At 72.8% G+C, this 13,905-nt stretch carries 16 protein-coding genes; 12 read left to right on the top strand and 4 right to left on the bottom strand.

Translation table 11 applies throughout. From position 1 onward, the window contains the following. Positions 1 to 23 precede the first annotated feature (23 nt). The 3 genes from cobS to ASG32_RS27745 are packed head-to-tail and all read left to right on the top strand — an operon-like array spanning position 24 to position 1,811. On the top strand, positions 24 to 857 hold the full coding sequence (gene cobS, locus ASG32_RS27755; RefSeq protein WP_056532653.1) for an adenosylcobinamide-GDP ribazoletransferase: 834 nt from the start codon (positions 24 to 26) through the stop codon (positions 855 to 857). 52 nt (positions 858 to 909) lie between these two features. After that, positions 910 to 1,122 carry a DUF1289 domain-containing protein gene (locus ASG32_RS27750; protein ID WP_020092317.1) on the top strand — a complete coding sequence of 71 codons (213 nt, stop codon included), beginning with the start codon at positions 910 to 912 and terminating at the stop codon, positions 1,120 to 1,122. Further along, positions 1,119 to 1,811 (top strand): TIGR02281 family clan AA aspartic protease, encoded by a 693-nt coding sequence (locus ASG32_RS27745; protein WP_056532650.1) that lies wholly within the window; start codon positions 1,119 to 1,121, stop codon positions 1,809 to 1,811. The genes ASG32_RS27750 and ASG32_RS27745 overlap by 4 nt, the downstream gene beginning before the upstream one ends. 21 nt (positions 1,812 to 1,832) lie before the next feature. Here the strand turns inward: ASG32_RS27745 and dusA are convergent, their stop codons facing one another. Beyond that, the gene (gene dusA / locus ASG32_RS27740; protein ID WP_082558080.1) at positions 1,833 to 2,891 is read right to left on the bottom strand and encodes a tRNA dihydrouridine(20/20a) synthase DusA; all 1,059 of its coding nucleotides are present in this window, start codon (positions 2,889 to 2,891) and stop codon (positions 1,833 to 1,835) included. A 291-nt stretch (positions 2,892 to 3,182) separates the two neighbouring features. Here dusA and motA point away from each other — a divergent pair, with 291 nt between their 5' ends. The 3 genes from motA (at position 3,183) to ASG32_RS27725 (ending at position 7,474) form a co-directional block, all read left to right on the top strand. After that, positions 3,183 to 4,046: a flagellar motor stator protein MotA gene (gene motA / locus ASG32_RS27735; protein WP_020092314.1), complete on the top strand. Its 864-nt coding sequence runs from the start codon at positions 3,183 to 3,185 to the stop codon at positions 4,044 to 4,046. Between the two features lie 22 nt (positions 4,047 to 4,068). Continuing rightward, positions 4,069 to 4,929, top strand: a complete 861-nt coding sequence (locus ASG32_RS27730; RefSeq protein WP_056532644.1) for a flagellar motor protein MotB — start codon at positions 4,069 to 4,071, stop codon at positions 4,927 to 4,929. 934 nt (positions 4,930 to 5,863) lie between these two features. Then, positions 5,864 to 7,474 carry a cache domain-containing protein gene (locus tag ASG32_RS27725; protein ID WP_244492252.1) on the top strand — a complete coding sequence of 537 codons (1,611 nt, stop codon included), beginning with the start codon at positions 5,864 to 5,866 and terminating at the stop codon, positions 7,472 to 7,474. A gap of 68 nt (positions 7,475 to 7,542) precedes the next feature. On the opposite strand, the gene ASG32_RS27720 is transcribed toward ASG32_RS27725, so the two are convergent. Continuing rightward, entirely contained in the window at positions 7,543 to 8,418 is an 876-nt protein-coding gene (locus ASG32_RS27720) for an SDR family oxidoreductase (RefSeq protein WP_056532638.1), read from the bottom strand. 321 nt (positions 8,419 to 8,739) lie between these two features. On the opposite strand from ASG32_RS27720, the gene ASG32_RS34210 reads away from it, so the two are divergent. The 3 genes from ASG32_RS34210 (at position 8,740) to ASG32_RS27710 (ending at position 9,729) form a co-directional block, all read left to right on the top strand. Continuing rightward, a complete protein-coding gene (locus ASG32_RS34210) occupies positions 8,740 to 8,910 on the top strand; it encodes a hypothetical protein (RefSeq protein WP_157862090.1) in 171 nt (56 codons plus the stop codon). Between the two features lie 13 nt (positions 8,911 to 8,923). Then, the gene (locus ASG32_RS27715; RefSeq protein WP_056532635.1) at positions 8,924 to 9,139 is read left to right on the top strand and encodes a hypothetical protein; all 216 of its coding nucleotides are present in this window, start codon (positions 8,924 to 8,926) and stop codon (positions 9,137 to 9,139) included. Positions 9,140 to 9,303: 164 nt separating this feature from the next. Next, positions 9,304 to 9,729: a GFA family protein gene (locus ASG32_RS27710; RefSeq protein WP_056532787.1), complete on the top strand. Its 426-nt coding sequence runs from the start codon at positions 9,304 to 9,306 to the stop codon at positions 9,727 to 9,729. Between the two features lie 95 nt (positions 9,730 to 9,824). Here the strand turns inward: ASG32_RS27710 and ASG32_RS27705 are convergent, their stop codons facing one another. Then, the gene (locus ASG32_RS27705) at positions 9,825 to 10,514 is read right to left on the bottom strand and encodes an urease accessory protein UreE (protein WP_056532632.1); all 690 of its coding nucleotides are present in this window, start codon (positions 10,512 to 10,514) and stop codon (positions 9,825 to 9,827) included. A 251-nt stretch (positions 10,515 to 10,765) separates the two neighbouring features. Here ASG32_RS27705 and ASG32_RS27700 point away from each other — a divergent pair, with 251 nt between their 5' ends. From ASG32_RS27700 to ASG32_RS27690, 3 genes are all read left to right on the top strand, one after another. Then, on the top strand, positions 10,766 to 11,035 hold the full coding sequence (locus ASG32_RS27700; RefSeq protein WP_012318984.1) for a hypothetical protein: 270 nt from the start codon (positions 10,766 to 10,768) through the stop codon (positions 11,033 to 11,035). A gap of 152 nt (positions 11,036 to 11,187) precedes the next feature. Next, positions 11,188 to 11,928: a TerB family tellurite resistance protein gene (locus ASG32_RS27695; protein ID WP_056532629.1), complete on the top strand. Its 741-nt coding sequence runs from the start codon at positions 11,188 to 11,190 to the stop codon at positions 11,926 to 11,928. Beyond that, entirely contained in the window at positions 11,925 to 12,680 is a 756-nt protein-coding gene (locus tag ASG32_RS27690; protein WP_056532626.1) for an N-acetylmuramoyl-L-alanine amidase, read from the top strand. The genes ASG32_RS27695 and ASG32_RS27690 overlap by 4 nt, the downstream gene beginning before the upstream one ends. A gap of 24 nt (positions 12,681 to 12,704) precedes the next feature. On the opposite strand, the gene ASG32_RS27685 is transcribed toward ASG32_RS27690, so the two are convergent. Further along, complete coding sequence (locus ASG32_RS27685; protein WP_056532624.1) at positions 12,705 to 13,739, bottom strand: TerC family protein; 1,035 nt, start codon at positions 13,737 to 13,739, stop codon at positions 12,705 to 12,707. Between the last annotated feature and the right edge of the window lie 166 nt (positions 13,740 to 13,905).

Raw genomic sequence — 13,905 nt, 5'->3', positions numbered from 1 at the left:
GCGGGCGGATGCGAGAGGCCGCGATGGACAGGCAGACCGGCGGGGAGGCCGACTGGCCCGGGCGCGGCGCCCTCTACGACCTCGCCGGGTGCCTGCGCTTCTACTCCCGCCTGCCGGTGCCGCAACTGCCCGGCGAGCCGGACCCGCACCGGAGCCCCGACTTCACCACCCTGCCGCGGATGCTGCCGCTGGCCGGCCTGATCCTGGCGCTGCCCGCCGCCCTGGTGCTGGCGGCCGGCTGGGCCGTCGGGCTCGGGCCGTTCCTGGCCGCGACCCTCGCGGTGGCGGTCGCCGTGGTGGCGACCGGTGCCCTCCACGAGGACGGGCTCGCCGACGTCGCCGACGGGTTCGGCGGCGGCGCCACGCGGGAGCGCCGCCTGGAGATCATGCGCGACAGCCGGATCGGGGCCTACGGCGGCGCCGCCCTGGTCCTGGCGCTGGCCCTGCGGATCGGCGCCCTGGCGACGCTCCTCGACCGGATCGGCCACGCGGCCGTGACCGGCCTGATCCTGGCGGCCGCCCTGTCGCGGGTCGCCGCCCTCGCCCCGATGGTGCTGCTCGCGCCGGCGCGGCCGGGCGGCCTCTCCGCCTCGGTCGGCCGCCCGGGCCGGGCGAGCCTCGCCACCGCGCTGGGCCTCGGCGCGGTGCTGGCGCTCGGCGCCGTGCCCCTCGGCCTGCCTGTCGGCGGGGTCGCTCTGATGATCCTGTGCGCCGGCCTCGCGGCCCTGGGCCTGACCCGGCTGGCGCGCGCCAGGATCGGCGGCCAGACCGGCGACGTCATCGGCGCCTGTCAGCAGGTCGCGGAGATCGCCGCCCTGCTGGCCCTGGTGGCGGCGACGGCGGGCGTGGCGGATTGAGGGAGGCCGCCGCGTCTTGACCCGGCCACGATCCCCCGGCCAAGGATCACCGATGCCGCCCGCGCCGAAACCCTCCTCGCCCTGCACCAAGGTCTGCGTCCTCGACGCCGCGACCGGCCTGTGCTGCGGCTGCGGCCGGACCCGCGACGAGATCGCCGCCTGGGGCTCGCTGTCGGAAGACCGGCGCCGCGCCGTGATGGCGGGGCTCGGCGCCCGGATGCGGGCCGCCGGCCTCACCCCCCTGGAAGCGCCGCTGCCGTCATGATCTATCTCGGCCTCGCGGCCCTCGCCCTGGTTCTCGTCGCCCTGGTCCTCAGCGACGGCAGCGACAGCGTCGGCGGCGTGATCGAGCCCGACCAGTTGGCGAACCTCGCCTGGACCGGCACGATCCTGCTCCTGGTGGTGGCCGGGTTCTGGCGGCAGTTCACGGCCCGGCTCGGCGCGAACCTGCAGGCGCTCCTGGCCTGGGCGCTGATCGGCCTCGCCCTGGTGATCGGCTACAGCTACCGCGACCGGATCCAGGATGTCGGCGCCCGGGTGCTCGGCGATCTCCGGCCCGGGAGCGCGACCTCGAGCGGCGACGGCGCCGTCACGGTCACCCGGCGGGCGGACGGCGATTTCCGGGTCGACGCCTTGGTCAACGGCCGGGTGCAGCCTTTCCTGTTCGACACCGGGGCGAGCAGCGTCGTGCTCACCGCCGAGAACGCCGCCGCGCTGGGGCTCACGCCCGCGCCCTCCGAGTTCACCGCCCGCGTCTCCACCGCCAACGGCATCACCTACGCGGCGCCGACCCAGCTCGACTCGCTCAGCGTCGGGACGATCACCGAGCGGCGCGTCAACGCCATGGTGGCCAAGCCGGGCGCGCTCTCGGCGAACCTCCTCGGCCAGACCTTCCTGTCGCGGCTCTCCGGCTACGAGGTCCGGGGCGACCGCCTGATCCTGCGGCGGCCCTGACCGGGCCGCCGCGCAAGGCGCTCAGGCGGCGCGGGCCTCGGGGGCGGCGCGGGAGACCAGCGCCACCGCCTCCCGCAGGGTCGCGAGGTCGGCCTCCGGGCGCATGCCGTGTGTCGAGAGGTGGCGCCGGAAGGCCCGCGCGCCCGGCCGGCCGTTGAACAGGCCGAGCATGTGCCGGGTGACCGCGTGGAGGCGCTCGCCCCGGGCGAGGCACGCGGCGATGTAGGGCTCGAACGCCGCGACCGCCGCGAAGGCGTCGGGGGCCGGCGCCGGCACGCCGAACAGGTCGGGATCGACCCCGAGCAGGAGCGCCGGCTCGGTGTAGGCGGCGCGGCCGACCATGACGCCGTCGACCTCGGCGAGCCGCGCCCGCGCGGAATCCAGGTCGCGCAGGCCGCCGTTGACCGCGATCGGCAGGCCGGGAAGCCGCCGCTTCAGCCGCGCGGCGCGGCCGTAATCGAGGGGCGGCACGTCCCGGTTCTCCTTGGGCGAGAGCCCCTGGAGCCAGGCCTTGCGGGCGTGGACGATCAGCCCGTCGACGCCCGCCGCCACCACGGCGTCGGCCAGGGTGTCGAGCGCCGCCTCGGGGTCCTGGTCGTCGACGCCGATTCGGCACTTCACCGTCACCGGCACGGAGACCGCGGCCTTCATGGCGGCGACGCAGTCGCCGACCAGGGCCGGCTCGCGCATTAGGCAGGCGCCGAAGCGGCCCTCCTGCACCCGGTCCGAGGGGCAGCCGACGTTGAGATTGACCTCGTCGTAGCCGAGATCCGCGGCGATCCGGGCGGCCCGCGCCAGGTCCGCCGGGTCCGAGCCGCCGAGCTGGACCGCCACCGGGTGCTCGATCTCCGCGAAGCCGAGCAGGCGCTCCCGCGGCCCGTGCAGCACCGCGCCGGTCGTCACCATCTCGGTGTAGAGGCGGGCGCGCGCCGAGAGGGACCGGTGGAACGCCCGGCAGTGGCGGTCCGTCCAGTCCATCATCGGTGCGACGGAGAAGCGCCATCCGCTGAGATTTCCAGGTTCTTCCGTTGCGGCAATCACTTGCTGTCGCTCTCGTGCTGTACCTCGGCGATGCCCCATCGGGCGTCGGACTGCTCGGAATCCGGCTGTGGCGTGCCTGCTGGGCCCCGTCCGGTCCCACCGCGGGGAGCGCGATGGGGACCATCGTCGAGTCCGCGGGGAAGCACGGGACGACGGGGTATCACGCCCGGATCGTCGTCAAAAGAGACGGCACGGTTCACCGCGGGGCCCGGACCGTCGACCGGCGCGCTGCCGCGGCTCTAAACGCGCCGTTAACCAAGATCAGTGATTTCCCAGGTCATTGGTAGCGTCGCGCGGGGTGCATCTGCCGCCGCGCAAGGATGGCACATCATGCGGCTGATCGTCGGCACAGTGATCGTCTTCGCCTGCGTCTTCGGCAGCTACGCGGCGATGGGCGGCCATCTGCTGGTTCTGTGGCAGCCGTTCGAGTTCGTCATCATCCTGGGTGCGGCGATCGGCGCCTTCGTCATCGGCAACACCGGGCCGGTGCTCAAGGCCGTGCCCGCCATGCTGGGCACGCTGATCAAGGGCCCCAAGTACAACCAGCAATCCTATGTCGAGCTGCTGGGAATGCAGTATTCGTTGTTCAAGCTCGCGAAGCAGAAGGGTGCGATGGCGCTCGAGCCGCACATTGAGGATCCGGGCGAGTCGACCTTGTTCAACGCCTTCCCGACCTTCGCGGCGAACCACCACGCGGTCGAGTTCGTCTGCGACTACATGCGCATGGTGACGCTGGGCGCCAACAACGTCCACGAGATCGACGCGCTCATGGATGAGGAACTGGAGACGCACCACCAGGAGCAGGAGCGCGTCGTCTCGGCCATGCAGTCGCTCGCCGACGGGACGCCGGCGCTCGGCATCGTCGCCGCCGTGCTCGGCGTGATCAAGACGATGGGGGCGATCAAGGAGCCGCCGGAGGTGCTGGGACACCTGATCGGCGGCGCGCTCGTCGGCACCTTCTTCGGCGTCTTCGTGGCCTACGGCTTCTTCGGGCCCATGGCGCAGTCGCTCAAGAGCCTCTTCGAGGCCGAGTCCAAGTACTATCTCTCGCTCAAGGCGGGGCTGCTCGCCCACATCGCCGGCCAGCCGCCGGTGATGGCGGTCGAGTTCGCCCGCAAGTCCCTGATGAGCGACGTCCGCCCGACCTTCAACGAAGTGGAAGCGGCGACCGCCGCTCTGCCCGCCCAGAGCTGATCCGACATCCGGGAGGGAGTCCATGGCGACGATCATCATCAAGAAGGTCAAGAAGGCCGCCCACGCCCACCACGGCGGGGCCTGGAAGATCGCCTACGCGGACTTCGTGACCGCCATGATGGCGTTCTTCCTGCTGATGTGGCTGATCAGCATGACGACGCAGGAGCAGAAGATCGGCCTGGCGGAGTACTTCTCGCCGGCGGCTCTGAGCCCTGCGACCAGCGGCGCCGGCGGAATCCTGTACGGGACCGCCCTCGACACGTCCGGCAACAAGCCGTCCACGCCCCGCGACGCGGAGCGGGGCTCCGCCGAGCGGGAGGAGATCACGCGCCCGACCAGCCCGGGGCGCGTCAGCGACGTGGATGCCAGCCGCCCGGTCGCCAACGTGGAGGCCAATTTCAGCGCCATAGCCAGCCTCCGGCAGGCGCTCCAGACGATGCCCGACATCGCCGAACTGTCGAAGAACATCGTGATCGAGCAGACCAAGGAGGGCGTGAACGTCTCCCTCGTGGACCAGGACGGCCGCTCCATGTTCCGCGAGGGGTCCGTCGAGCCCTACGACCGCACCCGTCGCGTGCTGGAGGCCCTCGCGCCCGCGATCCGGCGGCTGCCCAACCGCCTGTCGATCACCGGCTACACGGCCGTCGCGCGCCCGGGCTCGACGCGGGCCGGCGAGCCCTGGAACCTCTCCGCCGGGCGTGCCCTCGCCGTGCGCGAGGTCCTGTCGGGTGCCGGGGTTCCCAACGACAACTTCTCCTCCGTGTCGGGACGCGGCGACACGGAGCCGGTTTTCCCGGACAATCCCTACCTCGCGCCGAACCGGCGGGTGACGATCACGCTGCTCAACGCGAGCCCGCCGGTGCCCCCGAACCTTCTCCGCTGACGCCGGAGCGGCGCGCCGCGTCGGACCGCGACGCGGCGCGCCGTCGATGCCGCCTCACGTCACCGCGGCGCGTCATGCGCTCCGCGCGGGACCGCGCGCCGCCGCGTCGCTTCCGGCGCGCGAGGTCGAGGCGGCGCGGGTGGCCCGCGACCGGGCCGAGCGCCCGCGCCGCGCCGAGGCGGTAGGCTGACGGCGCGGCGGCGCGCGCGTCGCCCGCGAGCGGCACCGCGATCCCTGAGCCCGCCGCGCTCGGAGTTTCCGGGCTCGAGGCCGCACCGGCGCGATCCGGGTCAGCCCCGGGCATCCTCTCGGCCGGGACGCCGGAAATCGATGTCGCGGTCGGGCCGCCCGCCTCGCGCTCCACGGGGCGCGACAGCGTCCGACGATTCACCGCCGGGACCTGCGCGCAACCCGCCTCCCCCGCCCTGACTCCCGGAAGCGGACCGGCGGCAGGCCGCCCGGAGCAGCCGGTCGAGCGCGGTCGACGGGCGGGCGTGGACGACCGGCGGCTCGCTGACCCGCCGCGTGTCGCGCGGCGTGCACCTCTCGAACGTCGTGTTCCTGCCTCGCCCGCTCCGGCGCCGCGATGCGCGCGTCCGTCGCCGCCTTCGACTGGCCTGACCGCTCGCGGTCCGGCCCGCCGATCGGCGCCCGCGGGCCGTGCGACGGCGGCACGAGACCGTCCGCGACGAGGTCGATCGTCCCGGCCGACCGCTCCGCCGGGAGCGCGATGAAGCATATCTCGCATGTGTGGCCGGAATGGAATTATTCCAATGTTCGGCAGATGATCGGCGGGCGCGGCGCTGAAGGACAGTCGATTCGATCCGCGAGCTTCGCGGTATGATTTTATTTACAATCGGGAATATTTGAGATGACGATCGGTAGAAAGATATTTTGTCTTATCAGTTGCATCCTACTGGCATTCATATCGATCGTGGGCGTCCAGGTCTCGTCCGTCGGCGCGGTGATGATGGAGGGGCGCAAGGCCGCCATCCGCGCCCAGGTCGAGTCGGCGCACGGCATCGTGGCGGCGTTCGCCCGGCAGGCGGAGGCCGGCGCCGTCTCGGCCGACGAGGCGCGGCGGCGCGCGGCGGAGGCGCTGCGGGCCATGCGCTACAACGGCGGCGACTACGTCTTCGTCTACAGCTCGGAGCCGGGCAACATCGGCCGCAACGTCGTGCATCCCGATCCCAAGATCGAGGGCACGCGGTCCCGCGACGACGCGGCGATGAAGAAGACCTTCGTCTGGACGATGATCCAGCACGCCCGGGAGGGCGGCGGCTTCACCGAGTACCGCTGGGCCCGCCTCGGCGAGACCGAGCCCGCCCCGAAGGTCGCCTACTCGCTCGCCTACGAGCCCTGGCAATGGGTGATCAGCTCGGCCCTGTACGTCGACGACATCCACGCCCTGGACCGGGCGCGGATGGTCACCACCCTGCTCTGGCTGATACCCCTCGGGATCGCGATCGGGCTGGTCGGGTTCCTGCTGGCGCGCAGCATCACCCGCCCCCTGAGCGCCTTCACGGCCGCCCTGCGCCGCCTCGCCGGCGGCGCGACGGACGTCGCCATCCCGGGTCTCGGCCGGCGCGACGAGATCGGCCAGATGGCCGAGGCCGCCGGCGTGTTCCGGGACAGCATGATCGAGGCGCGGACCCTGTCGACCGAGCAGCGCGCCGAGCAGGAGCGTCGGCAGGAGCGGGCCCAGTGGATGGAGGCGGTGACCCGCAGCTTCGACACCGAGGCGAGCCAGCTCCTGGCACGGGTCGACACCGCCGCGGCCGGCATGCGGGAGGCCTGTCGGGCGATGGCCGACACCGCCGCGCAGGCGTCGCGGCAGGCCGGCTCGGCCGCCGGGGCGGCGCAGCAGGCCGCCGCCAACGTGCAGACGGTGGCGGCGGCGACCGAGGAGCTGTCCGCCTCGATCGGCGAGATCGGCGGCCAGGTCACCAAGTCGGCCGCGATCGCCGGTCAGGCGGTCAGCGAGGCGGAGCGGACCGACCGGCAGATCCGCGGCCTCGCCGGGGCGGCGGAGCGGATCGGGGAAGTCGTGCGGATCATCTCGGCGATCGCCGAGCAGACCAACCTGCTGGCGCTGAACGCCACGATCGAGGCGGCGCGGGCGGGCGAGTCGGGGCGCGGCTTCGCGGTGGTCGCCGCCGAGGTGAAGGGCCTGGCCGGGCAGACCGCGAAGGCCACGGAGGAGATCACCGCGCAGATCGCGGCGATCCAGGGCGAAACGACGGAGGCGGTCGGCGCGGTCCACTCGATCGGGAGGACCGTCGACACGATGAACGCGATCGCCAGCGCGATCGCGGCGGCGGTCGAGCAGCAGCGGTTCGCCACCGGGCACATCTCGCAGAACATCGACGAGGCCGCCCGGGGGACCGACGCGGTGAGCGCGAACGTGGTCTCGGCCTCGTCGGCGGCGGAGGCGACGCACCGCGTGGCCGGGGAGGTCGGTGCCGCGGCCGGCGACGTCTGCCGCAGCGCCGAGGCCCTGCGCGCCGAGGTGATGCGCTTCCTCGTCGAGATGCGCGCCGCCTGAGCGCGCCGTCGCCCCGGACGGGCGCCGCTGCCGCGGGGCCTGTCCGTGAAACGCGCGGGCGAGGCGCGTCAGAACACCGGCATGGCCCCGGCCACCGTGACGAGCGCGCCCGACGTGTAGCTGCTCTCGTCGGAGGCCAGCATCACGTAGGCTGAGGCGAGTTCGGCCGGTTGTCCGGGCCGACCGAACGGAACCTGACTGCCGAAGGATTTCACCGAATCCTGGCTCATCCCGGAGGGGATGAACGGGGTCCAGATCGGCCCGGGCAGCACGCCGTTCACGCGCACGCCCTTCTCGGCGAGGAGCTGGGCCAAGCTGAGCACCATGTTGCTCAGGGCGCCCTTGGTGGCGCTGTAGGCCATGAGCGACGGCATCGGGTGCTTGGAATTCACCGAGGAGGTGAAGATCACCGAGGCGCCGGGCTTCAGATGGGCGAGCGCCGCCTTGGTCACGTAGAACGCGCCGAACACGTTGGTGCGGAAATGGTCCTCGAACACGGTGTCGTCGATCCCGGCGAGGTCCTCGTTCGGCTGCTGGAACGCGCCGTTGTTGACCAGCACGTCGAGGCGCCCGAACGTCTCGACCGTGCGGGCGACGATCTGGCGCCCGTAGGCGGCGTCCTTGAGGTCGCCCGGCAGGAGCAGTGCCCGCCGACCCGCCTTCTCGACCCACTGGGCGACCGCCTCCGCGTCGGCCTGCTCGTCCGGCAGGTAGGAGATGGCGATGTCGGCCCCTTCCCGGGCGAAGGCGATGGCGACCGCGCGGCCGATACCGGAATCGCCGCCGGTGATCAGCGCGGCCTGGCCGGTCAGCTTGCCCGAGCCCTTGTAGCTCGCCTCGCCGTGGTCGGGTTCGGGCTCCATGCGACCGGTCTTGCCGGGGAAGCTCTGGGGCTGCGCCGCGAAGGGCGGGCGGGGATACTTGTGCAGCGGATCCGTGGTCACGCGTCGTCTCCGATGGGGATGCCGGTCCAACCGCACGGCATCCCGGGTGTTCCGGTGCCCTGGCGCCGCGCCCCGCCGGCACAGCCCCGTTCGAGGCCGCCCGCCCCCCTCCCCCCTCGCGGACAACACGAACCCGTGTGCCGGCGAGCGGCCGACACAGCTCAGCAACAGCCGCTCGTCACTCTGGCCGAGAGGAGGTCCCGCCATGATCGACGTTCAGCCGGAGGATCGGGCCGCCCGCGTGATCGACCGGGTCCTGATCTGCGCAGCGATGCTCTCGCTCACCTTCGGACTGGCGACGGGCCTGTGGGGTCTGCTGCAGTGAGCCAGCCCGGGGATCCGGGTCCCGCGCAGGGATCCGGGGCGCGGATCACGATCCGGCCCGGTCGCGCGCCCGCGCGGCGGTCCGGACGCGACTACACCGCCGTGACGCTGATCGGAGCGGGACTCACGGTGCTCGCGCTCGCGCTGCTGCTGGTCGGGATCCCGTGAGCGGTCGCCGGCGATGCTGCTGAACCGCGTCCTCGTCGCCGCGCTGGTCGTCGCGGTCGCGGCGTTCCTGCTGTACCTGGCGGCCCTCGCCCGCGCGGCGCTGTCGCCCAACGAGCCCTACGCGGCCAGCATCGGCCTCACCCTCGACCAGTGCGTGGCCGCCCAGGACAGCCTGTCCGCCGAGGCGGCGCGCCGGTACTGCCTCAGGCCCATCCCGAAGCGCCTGTGACCGGCAAGGATCTCGGGCCGCCGACGACCCTGCGTGAGTTTTCCTGACACATCGTGTGACGACATGGTGATTGTCCGCACGGTGCCGGAAACTTAGGGTTCAAGGTGCCGGCCGGCTCTGCCGCCGCGCCCGGTCGCAGGAAAACGCACGGGATGCCCAGCACCATGGCGGACGACGCGACGACCCGGTCCGGACGCTGCCACTGCGGGGCGGTGCGCTTCGAGGCGGCCCTCGACGGGGATCTCGCGTCGATCCGACGCTGCACTTGTTCCTACTGCCGCATGCGCGGCGCCGTCGTCGTCATGGCGCGGCCGGGCGGGGTGAGGATCCTGGAGGGGGCGGAGGCGCTGACGACCTACCGGTTCCATACCGGGGCGGCGCAGCACTTCTTCTGCTCCCGCTGCGGCGTCTACACGCACCATCAGCGGCGGTCGGACCCGAACGTCCACGCCGTCAACGTGGCCTGCCTGGACGGGGTCAGCCCCTTCGACTTTCCGGAGGTCCCGGTGATGGACGGCGTCAATCACACGAACGACACCGGCCAGCCCACGCGGCGCGCCGGCACGCTGCGCTTCGTCCCGGCAGAGTGACGGCCGCGTAGGGCTGCGTGAGGGCCGCGTGACGGCGGCGGACCGTCCGCGGTCGGGGCCCGGTGCGGGATCCCCGATCGGGCCCGGCTCAACCGCTAGTGATCGTGGCCGCAGCCGCAGCCGGGACCGTGCACGTGGCCGTGCCTCTGGTGCCCGTGCTCGTGATCATGGCCGTGATCATGGCTGTGACCGTGGACATGATCGTGGCCGTGCTTCTCGTACCCGTGATCGTGGCTGTGCCCATGATCGTGCGCGTGAGCGTGGTCATGCCCGTGGTCATGGCCGTGCTCATGCCCGTGGTCGTGATGATGGTGGGCGTGATGGTCGTGCCCGTGATCGTGCCCACAGGTGCTGTGATCGTGGGCGGCCTGCTCGGGACGGAAGGCACGGGAGACCGGGGTCGCGACGCAGCCCTGCCCGCGCACCAGCTCGGCCGCGGCGGGCGTCGCCGGCACGTAGAGCACGTCCGCGCCGATCTCGGCGTCCACGTGGCTGCCGCCGAGCTGCCAGGCCAGGCGCAGCAGGCGGGCCGGATTCTCGGCGCGCACCTCCAGGAGATCCTCGGCGGCCGCCCGCACCGCGACGAGCCGGCCGTCGTCGAGGCGCAGGGCGTCGCCGTCCTCGAGCGCCGCGGCCTTGGTGAGCGCGACGTCGAAGCCGAGGCCGCCCTCGGCGACCAGGGATCCGGCGACGGCAGCCCGGCCCGCGCGGTCGAGGGTCACCGTGTCGGCGACGCGGTCGGCGCGGACCGCGGCCCGGCGGACGATCGTGGTGGCTGTCGGCATGGGACCCTCGGACATGTGCCGGACTGGTGCCGGGCGTGGTGCCGGATAGGGCGTCGCGGCACCGCGGCCGGAGCGCCTCCGAACGTGGCATAGGGCGAGACGGGAACCGGGCGCAACTCGTCTCGCAACGCGTCTCGCGTCCGATGGAACCTTAGCCGTATGGCCGACATTCCTTTCCTGCTAAGCTCGACCCGATCCGCAACGATCACGGCCACCGGCCGGACCGGATTCACAAGGGAGTTCTGGGGACCATGAAGAAGCTGACGGCCGCCGCCATCGCCACCATCGCCGCCCTCTCGCTCGCCGGCTGCAACACCCCGGAGGACCGGGCTCTGGGCGGCGCCGGCCTCGGCGCCCTGACCGGTGCCGCGATCGGCGCGGCGGCCACCGGCCGCGCGGGCGGTGCCCTGGCGGGTGCCGCGATCGGCGGCGCCGGCGGCGCCATCGTGGGCGCCTCGACCGCGCCGCGCTGCCCCTACGGCACCTATCGCGACGCCTACGGCAACGTGTACTGCCGCTGAGCTGAAGGGGGCGGGCCGGGCGCGTCCCGGCCCTTCCTCGCGGCGTGCGGAGCGGCTATCCCGTCGCTCGGCCGGGCCCGTCCCGGTGCCGGAACCCCGCCGCCGCCGATGACAGAGCCGAGCCGAGGATCAGCGCCGGGACCGGTCGTCCCATGACTCAGGCGACCAAGACTCAGGGCGTCTGGGGCAAACTCGGCGGCGCCGGATTCGGCCTCGCGATCGGCGGCCCCCTCGGGGCGCTGATCGGCGGGGTCGCCGGTCATTTCCTGCTCGACCGCGTCGGCGCGCCCTTCGGGCGGACGCCGCGCGACGTCGTGTTCACCACCGGACTCGTGGCGCTCGCCGCCAAGATGGCCAAGTCCGACGGCGTCGTGCTGCCCTCGGAGGTCGAGGCGTTCGGCCGGGTCGTGCAGGTGGAGCCGTCCGCGCGGGCGGGCGTCGAGCGCCTGTTCGACCTCGCCAAGAAGACCACGAGCGGCTTCGAGGTTTACGCCCAGCAGCTGGCGACCACCTTCGGCGACGAGCCGGCGCTCCTCGAGGACGTGCTCGACGGCCTGTTCCAGATCGCCGGCGCCGACGGGGCGCTGCACGAGGCCGAGGAGCGCTACCTGCGCGCGGTCTCGGGCATCTTCGGCTTCGACGAGGCGGCGTTCCGGCGCATCGCCGCCCGCCACGTGCGGCTGCCGGACGATCCCTACGGCGTCCTCGGGCTCGACCGCGAGGCGGACGACGCCGCCGTGAAGGCCCGCCACCGGGCGCTGGTGGCCGAGCACCACCCGGACCGGGCGCTCGCCCGCGGCCTGCCGACGGAGGCGGTGGCCATCGCCACGCGGCGGCTCGCCGCGATCAACGCCGCCTATGACCGGATCGCGCAGGAGCGCGGGCTGCGGTGAGCCTGACCCCCGACAGCCCCCTCGCCCGCCGCGTCGCGCCCTCGCCGAACCACGGCGCCCGCCGCGCGGGGCCGCTCGACATGCTGATCCTGCACTACACCGGGATGGACAGCGGGGCCGCCGCCCTCGCGCGCCTGCGCGACCCGCTGAGCGAGGTCTCGGCGCACTACCTCGTGTTCGAGGATGGCGGGATCGTCCAGATGGTGCCGGAGGCCCGCCGGGCCTGGCACGCTGGCGCCGGCGCCTGGAAGGGCGAGACCGACGTCAATTCCCGGTCGATCGGGATCGAGATCGTCCATCCGGGCCATGCCGGCGGCCTGCCGCCCTACCCGGAGCCCCAGGTCGAGGCGGTGATCGCGCTGGCCCGGGACATCCTCGCCCGCTGGCCGATCCCGCCGGAGCGGGTGCTCGCCCATTCCGACGTCGCGCCCGAGCGCAAGGAGGATCCGGGGGAGATCTTCCCGTGGGACCGTCTGGCGGCGGCGGGGGTGGGGCACCGCGTGCCCCCCGCGCGCCTCCAGGACGGCCGGTTCTTCGCGCGGGGCGATGCCGGCCAGCCCGTCGAGGCGCTGCAGGCGATGTTCGCGCTCTACGGCTACGACCTGCCGGTGACCGGGCTGTTCGACGCGCGCACCCAGGCGGTGGTCACCGCGTTCCAGCGCCATTTCCGCCCGGCGCGGGTGGACGGCGTGGCCGACGCCTCGACCATCACCACCCTGCGCGACCTGATCGCGGCGCTGCCGGCGGCCTGAGGGCCGGGCGCCCGCCGGGCCCCCTCAGGCGCGGTGGGCCCGGGCCTCACGGGAGTGCCCGGCCTCCGGGGCCGGCGCGACCGGCGCGTCCGTCCGGGTCCGCCAGAGGCTGTAGAAGACGCCGGCCGCCAGCAGCGTCAGGGTCACCACCAGGGAGACCCAGGGCTGCACGTGGATGAGCCCGAACGTGTCGGCGACCACGATCTTGGCGCCGATGAAGATCAGGATGAAGGCCAGCGCCGTCTTCAGGTAGGCGAACCGGTCGACCATCGCGGCGAGCGCGAAGTAGAGGGCGCGCAGGCCCAGGATCGCGAAGATGTTGGAGGTGTAGACCACGAACGTGTCGGTGGTGATCGCGAAGATCGCCGGCACGCTGTCGACCGCGAAGATCACGTCGGCGCCGTTCACCAGCACCAGGGCGAGGGCCAGCGGGGTGAAGTACAGGGCGACCTTGCCGGTCCTCGGGTCGGTCTTGCGCACGGTGAAGCGCTGGCCGTGCAGGTCGGGCGTGACCCGGAAGGTCGTCTTGAACCAGCGCACGACGGCGCTGTTCTGGAAGTCGCCCTCCTCCTCGTCGCCCGAGAGCAGGATCTTCAGGCCGGCGTAGATCAGGAAGGCGGCGAACAGGGAGAGAACCCAGTGCACCTCGTGCACCAGGGCGGCGCCGAGCCCGATCATCAGGCCGCGCAGCACCACGGCCGCCAGGATGCCCCAGAGGAGGACCCGGTGCTGGGCCGCCCGCGGGATGCCCAGGGCCGTGAGGATCATCGCGATGACGAAGACGTTGTCCATCGACAGCGACTTCTCGACCACGAGGCCGGTGACGTACTCCTCGGCGGAAGACGGCCCGAGGTACCACCAGATCCAGCCGCCGAAGGCGAGGCCGAGGGCGAGGTAGAAGCCGGTGAGCAGCAGGCTCTCCCGGACGCCGATCTCGTGGTCCTTGTCGCGGTGGAGGAGCCCGAGGTCGAAGGCGAGCAGGCAGGCGATCAGGACGTGGAACCCGAGCCACATCCACAACGGCTTGCCGAGCCATACGACGGTGAGGACGTCCATCATGTGCGGGACCTGATGCTGATTCCATATGGAAAGCATCGGCTCCGACATCACGGGCGCTGAGGAGCGCCCGCCAGAGGGGCCCGCAGCCGATGGGGCCGACGTAAGGGGTGATCCGGGCGAATCAAGGGCAGAGCGCCCGGCCAGCGCGCGGTCCGGTGACGCTATC

This window comes from Methylobacterium sp. Leaf361 (assembly GCF_001424445.1).
Classification (GTDB): domain Bacteria; phylum Pseudomonadota; class Alphaproteobacteria; order Rhizobiales; family Beijerinckiaceae; genus Methylobacterium.
This window is presented reverse-complemented; position numbering and strand designations above follow the sequence as displayed.

Coding starts and splice junctions, on each gene's coding strand:
- cobS (WP_056532653.1), top strand. CDS start 24: ATGGACAGGCAGACCGGCGGGGAGGCCGACTGGCCCGGGCGCGGCGCC.
- ASG32_RS27750 (WP_020092317.1), top strand. CDS start 910: ATGCCGCCCGCGCCGAAACCCTCCTCGCCCTGCACCAAGGTCTGCGTC.
- ASG32_RS27745 (WP_056532650.1), top strand. CDS start 1,119: ATGATCTATCTCGGCCTCGCGGCCCTCGCCCTGGTTCTCGTCGCCCTG.
- dusA (WP_082558080.1), bottom strand. CDS start 2,891: ATGGGGCATCGCCGAGGTACAGCACGAGAGCGACAGCAAGTGATTGCC.
- motA (WP_020092314.1), top strand. CDS start 3,183: ATGCGGCTGATCGTCGGCACAGTGATCGTCTTCGCCTGCGTCTTCGGC.
- ASG32_RS27730 (WP_056532644.1), top strand. CDS start 4,069: ATGGCGACGATCATCATCAAGAAGGTCAAGAAGGCCGCCCACGCCCAC.
- ASG32_RS27715 (WP_056532635.1), top strand. CDS start 8,924: ATGCTGCTGAACCGCGTCCTCGTCGCCGCGCTGGTCGTCGCGGTCGCG.
- ASG32_RS27710 (WP_056532787.1), top strand. CDS start 9,304: ATGGCGGACGACGCGACGACCCGGTCCGGACGCTGCCACTGCGGGGCG.
- ASG32_RS27705 (WP_056532632.1), bottom strand. CDS start 10,514: ATGCCGACAGCCACCACGATCGTCCGCCGGGCCGCGGTCCGCGCCGAC.
- ASG32_RS27700 (WP_012318984.1), top strand. CDS start 10,766: ATGAAGAAGCTGACGGCCGCCGCCATCGCCACCATCGCCGCCCTCTCG.
- ASG32_RS27695 (WP_056532629.1), top strand. CDS start 11,188: ATGACTCAGGCGACCAAGACTCAGGGCGTCTGGGGCAAACTCGGCGGC.
- ASG32_RS27685 (WP_056532624.1), bottom strand. CDS start 13,739: ATGATGGACGTCCTCACCGTCGTATGGCTCGGCAAGCCGTTGTGGATG.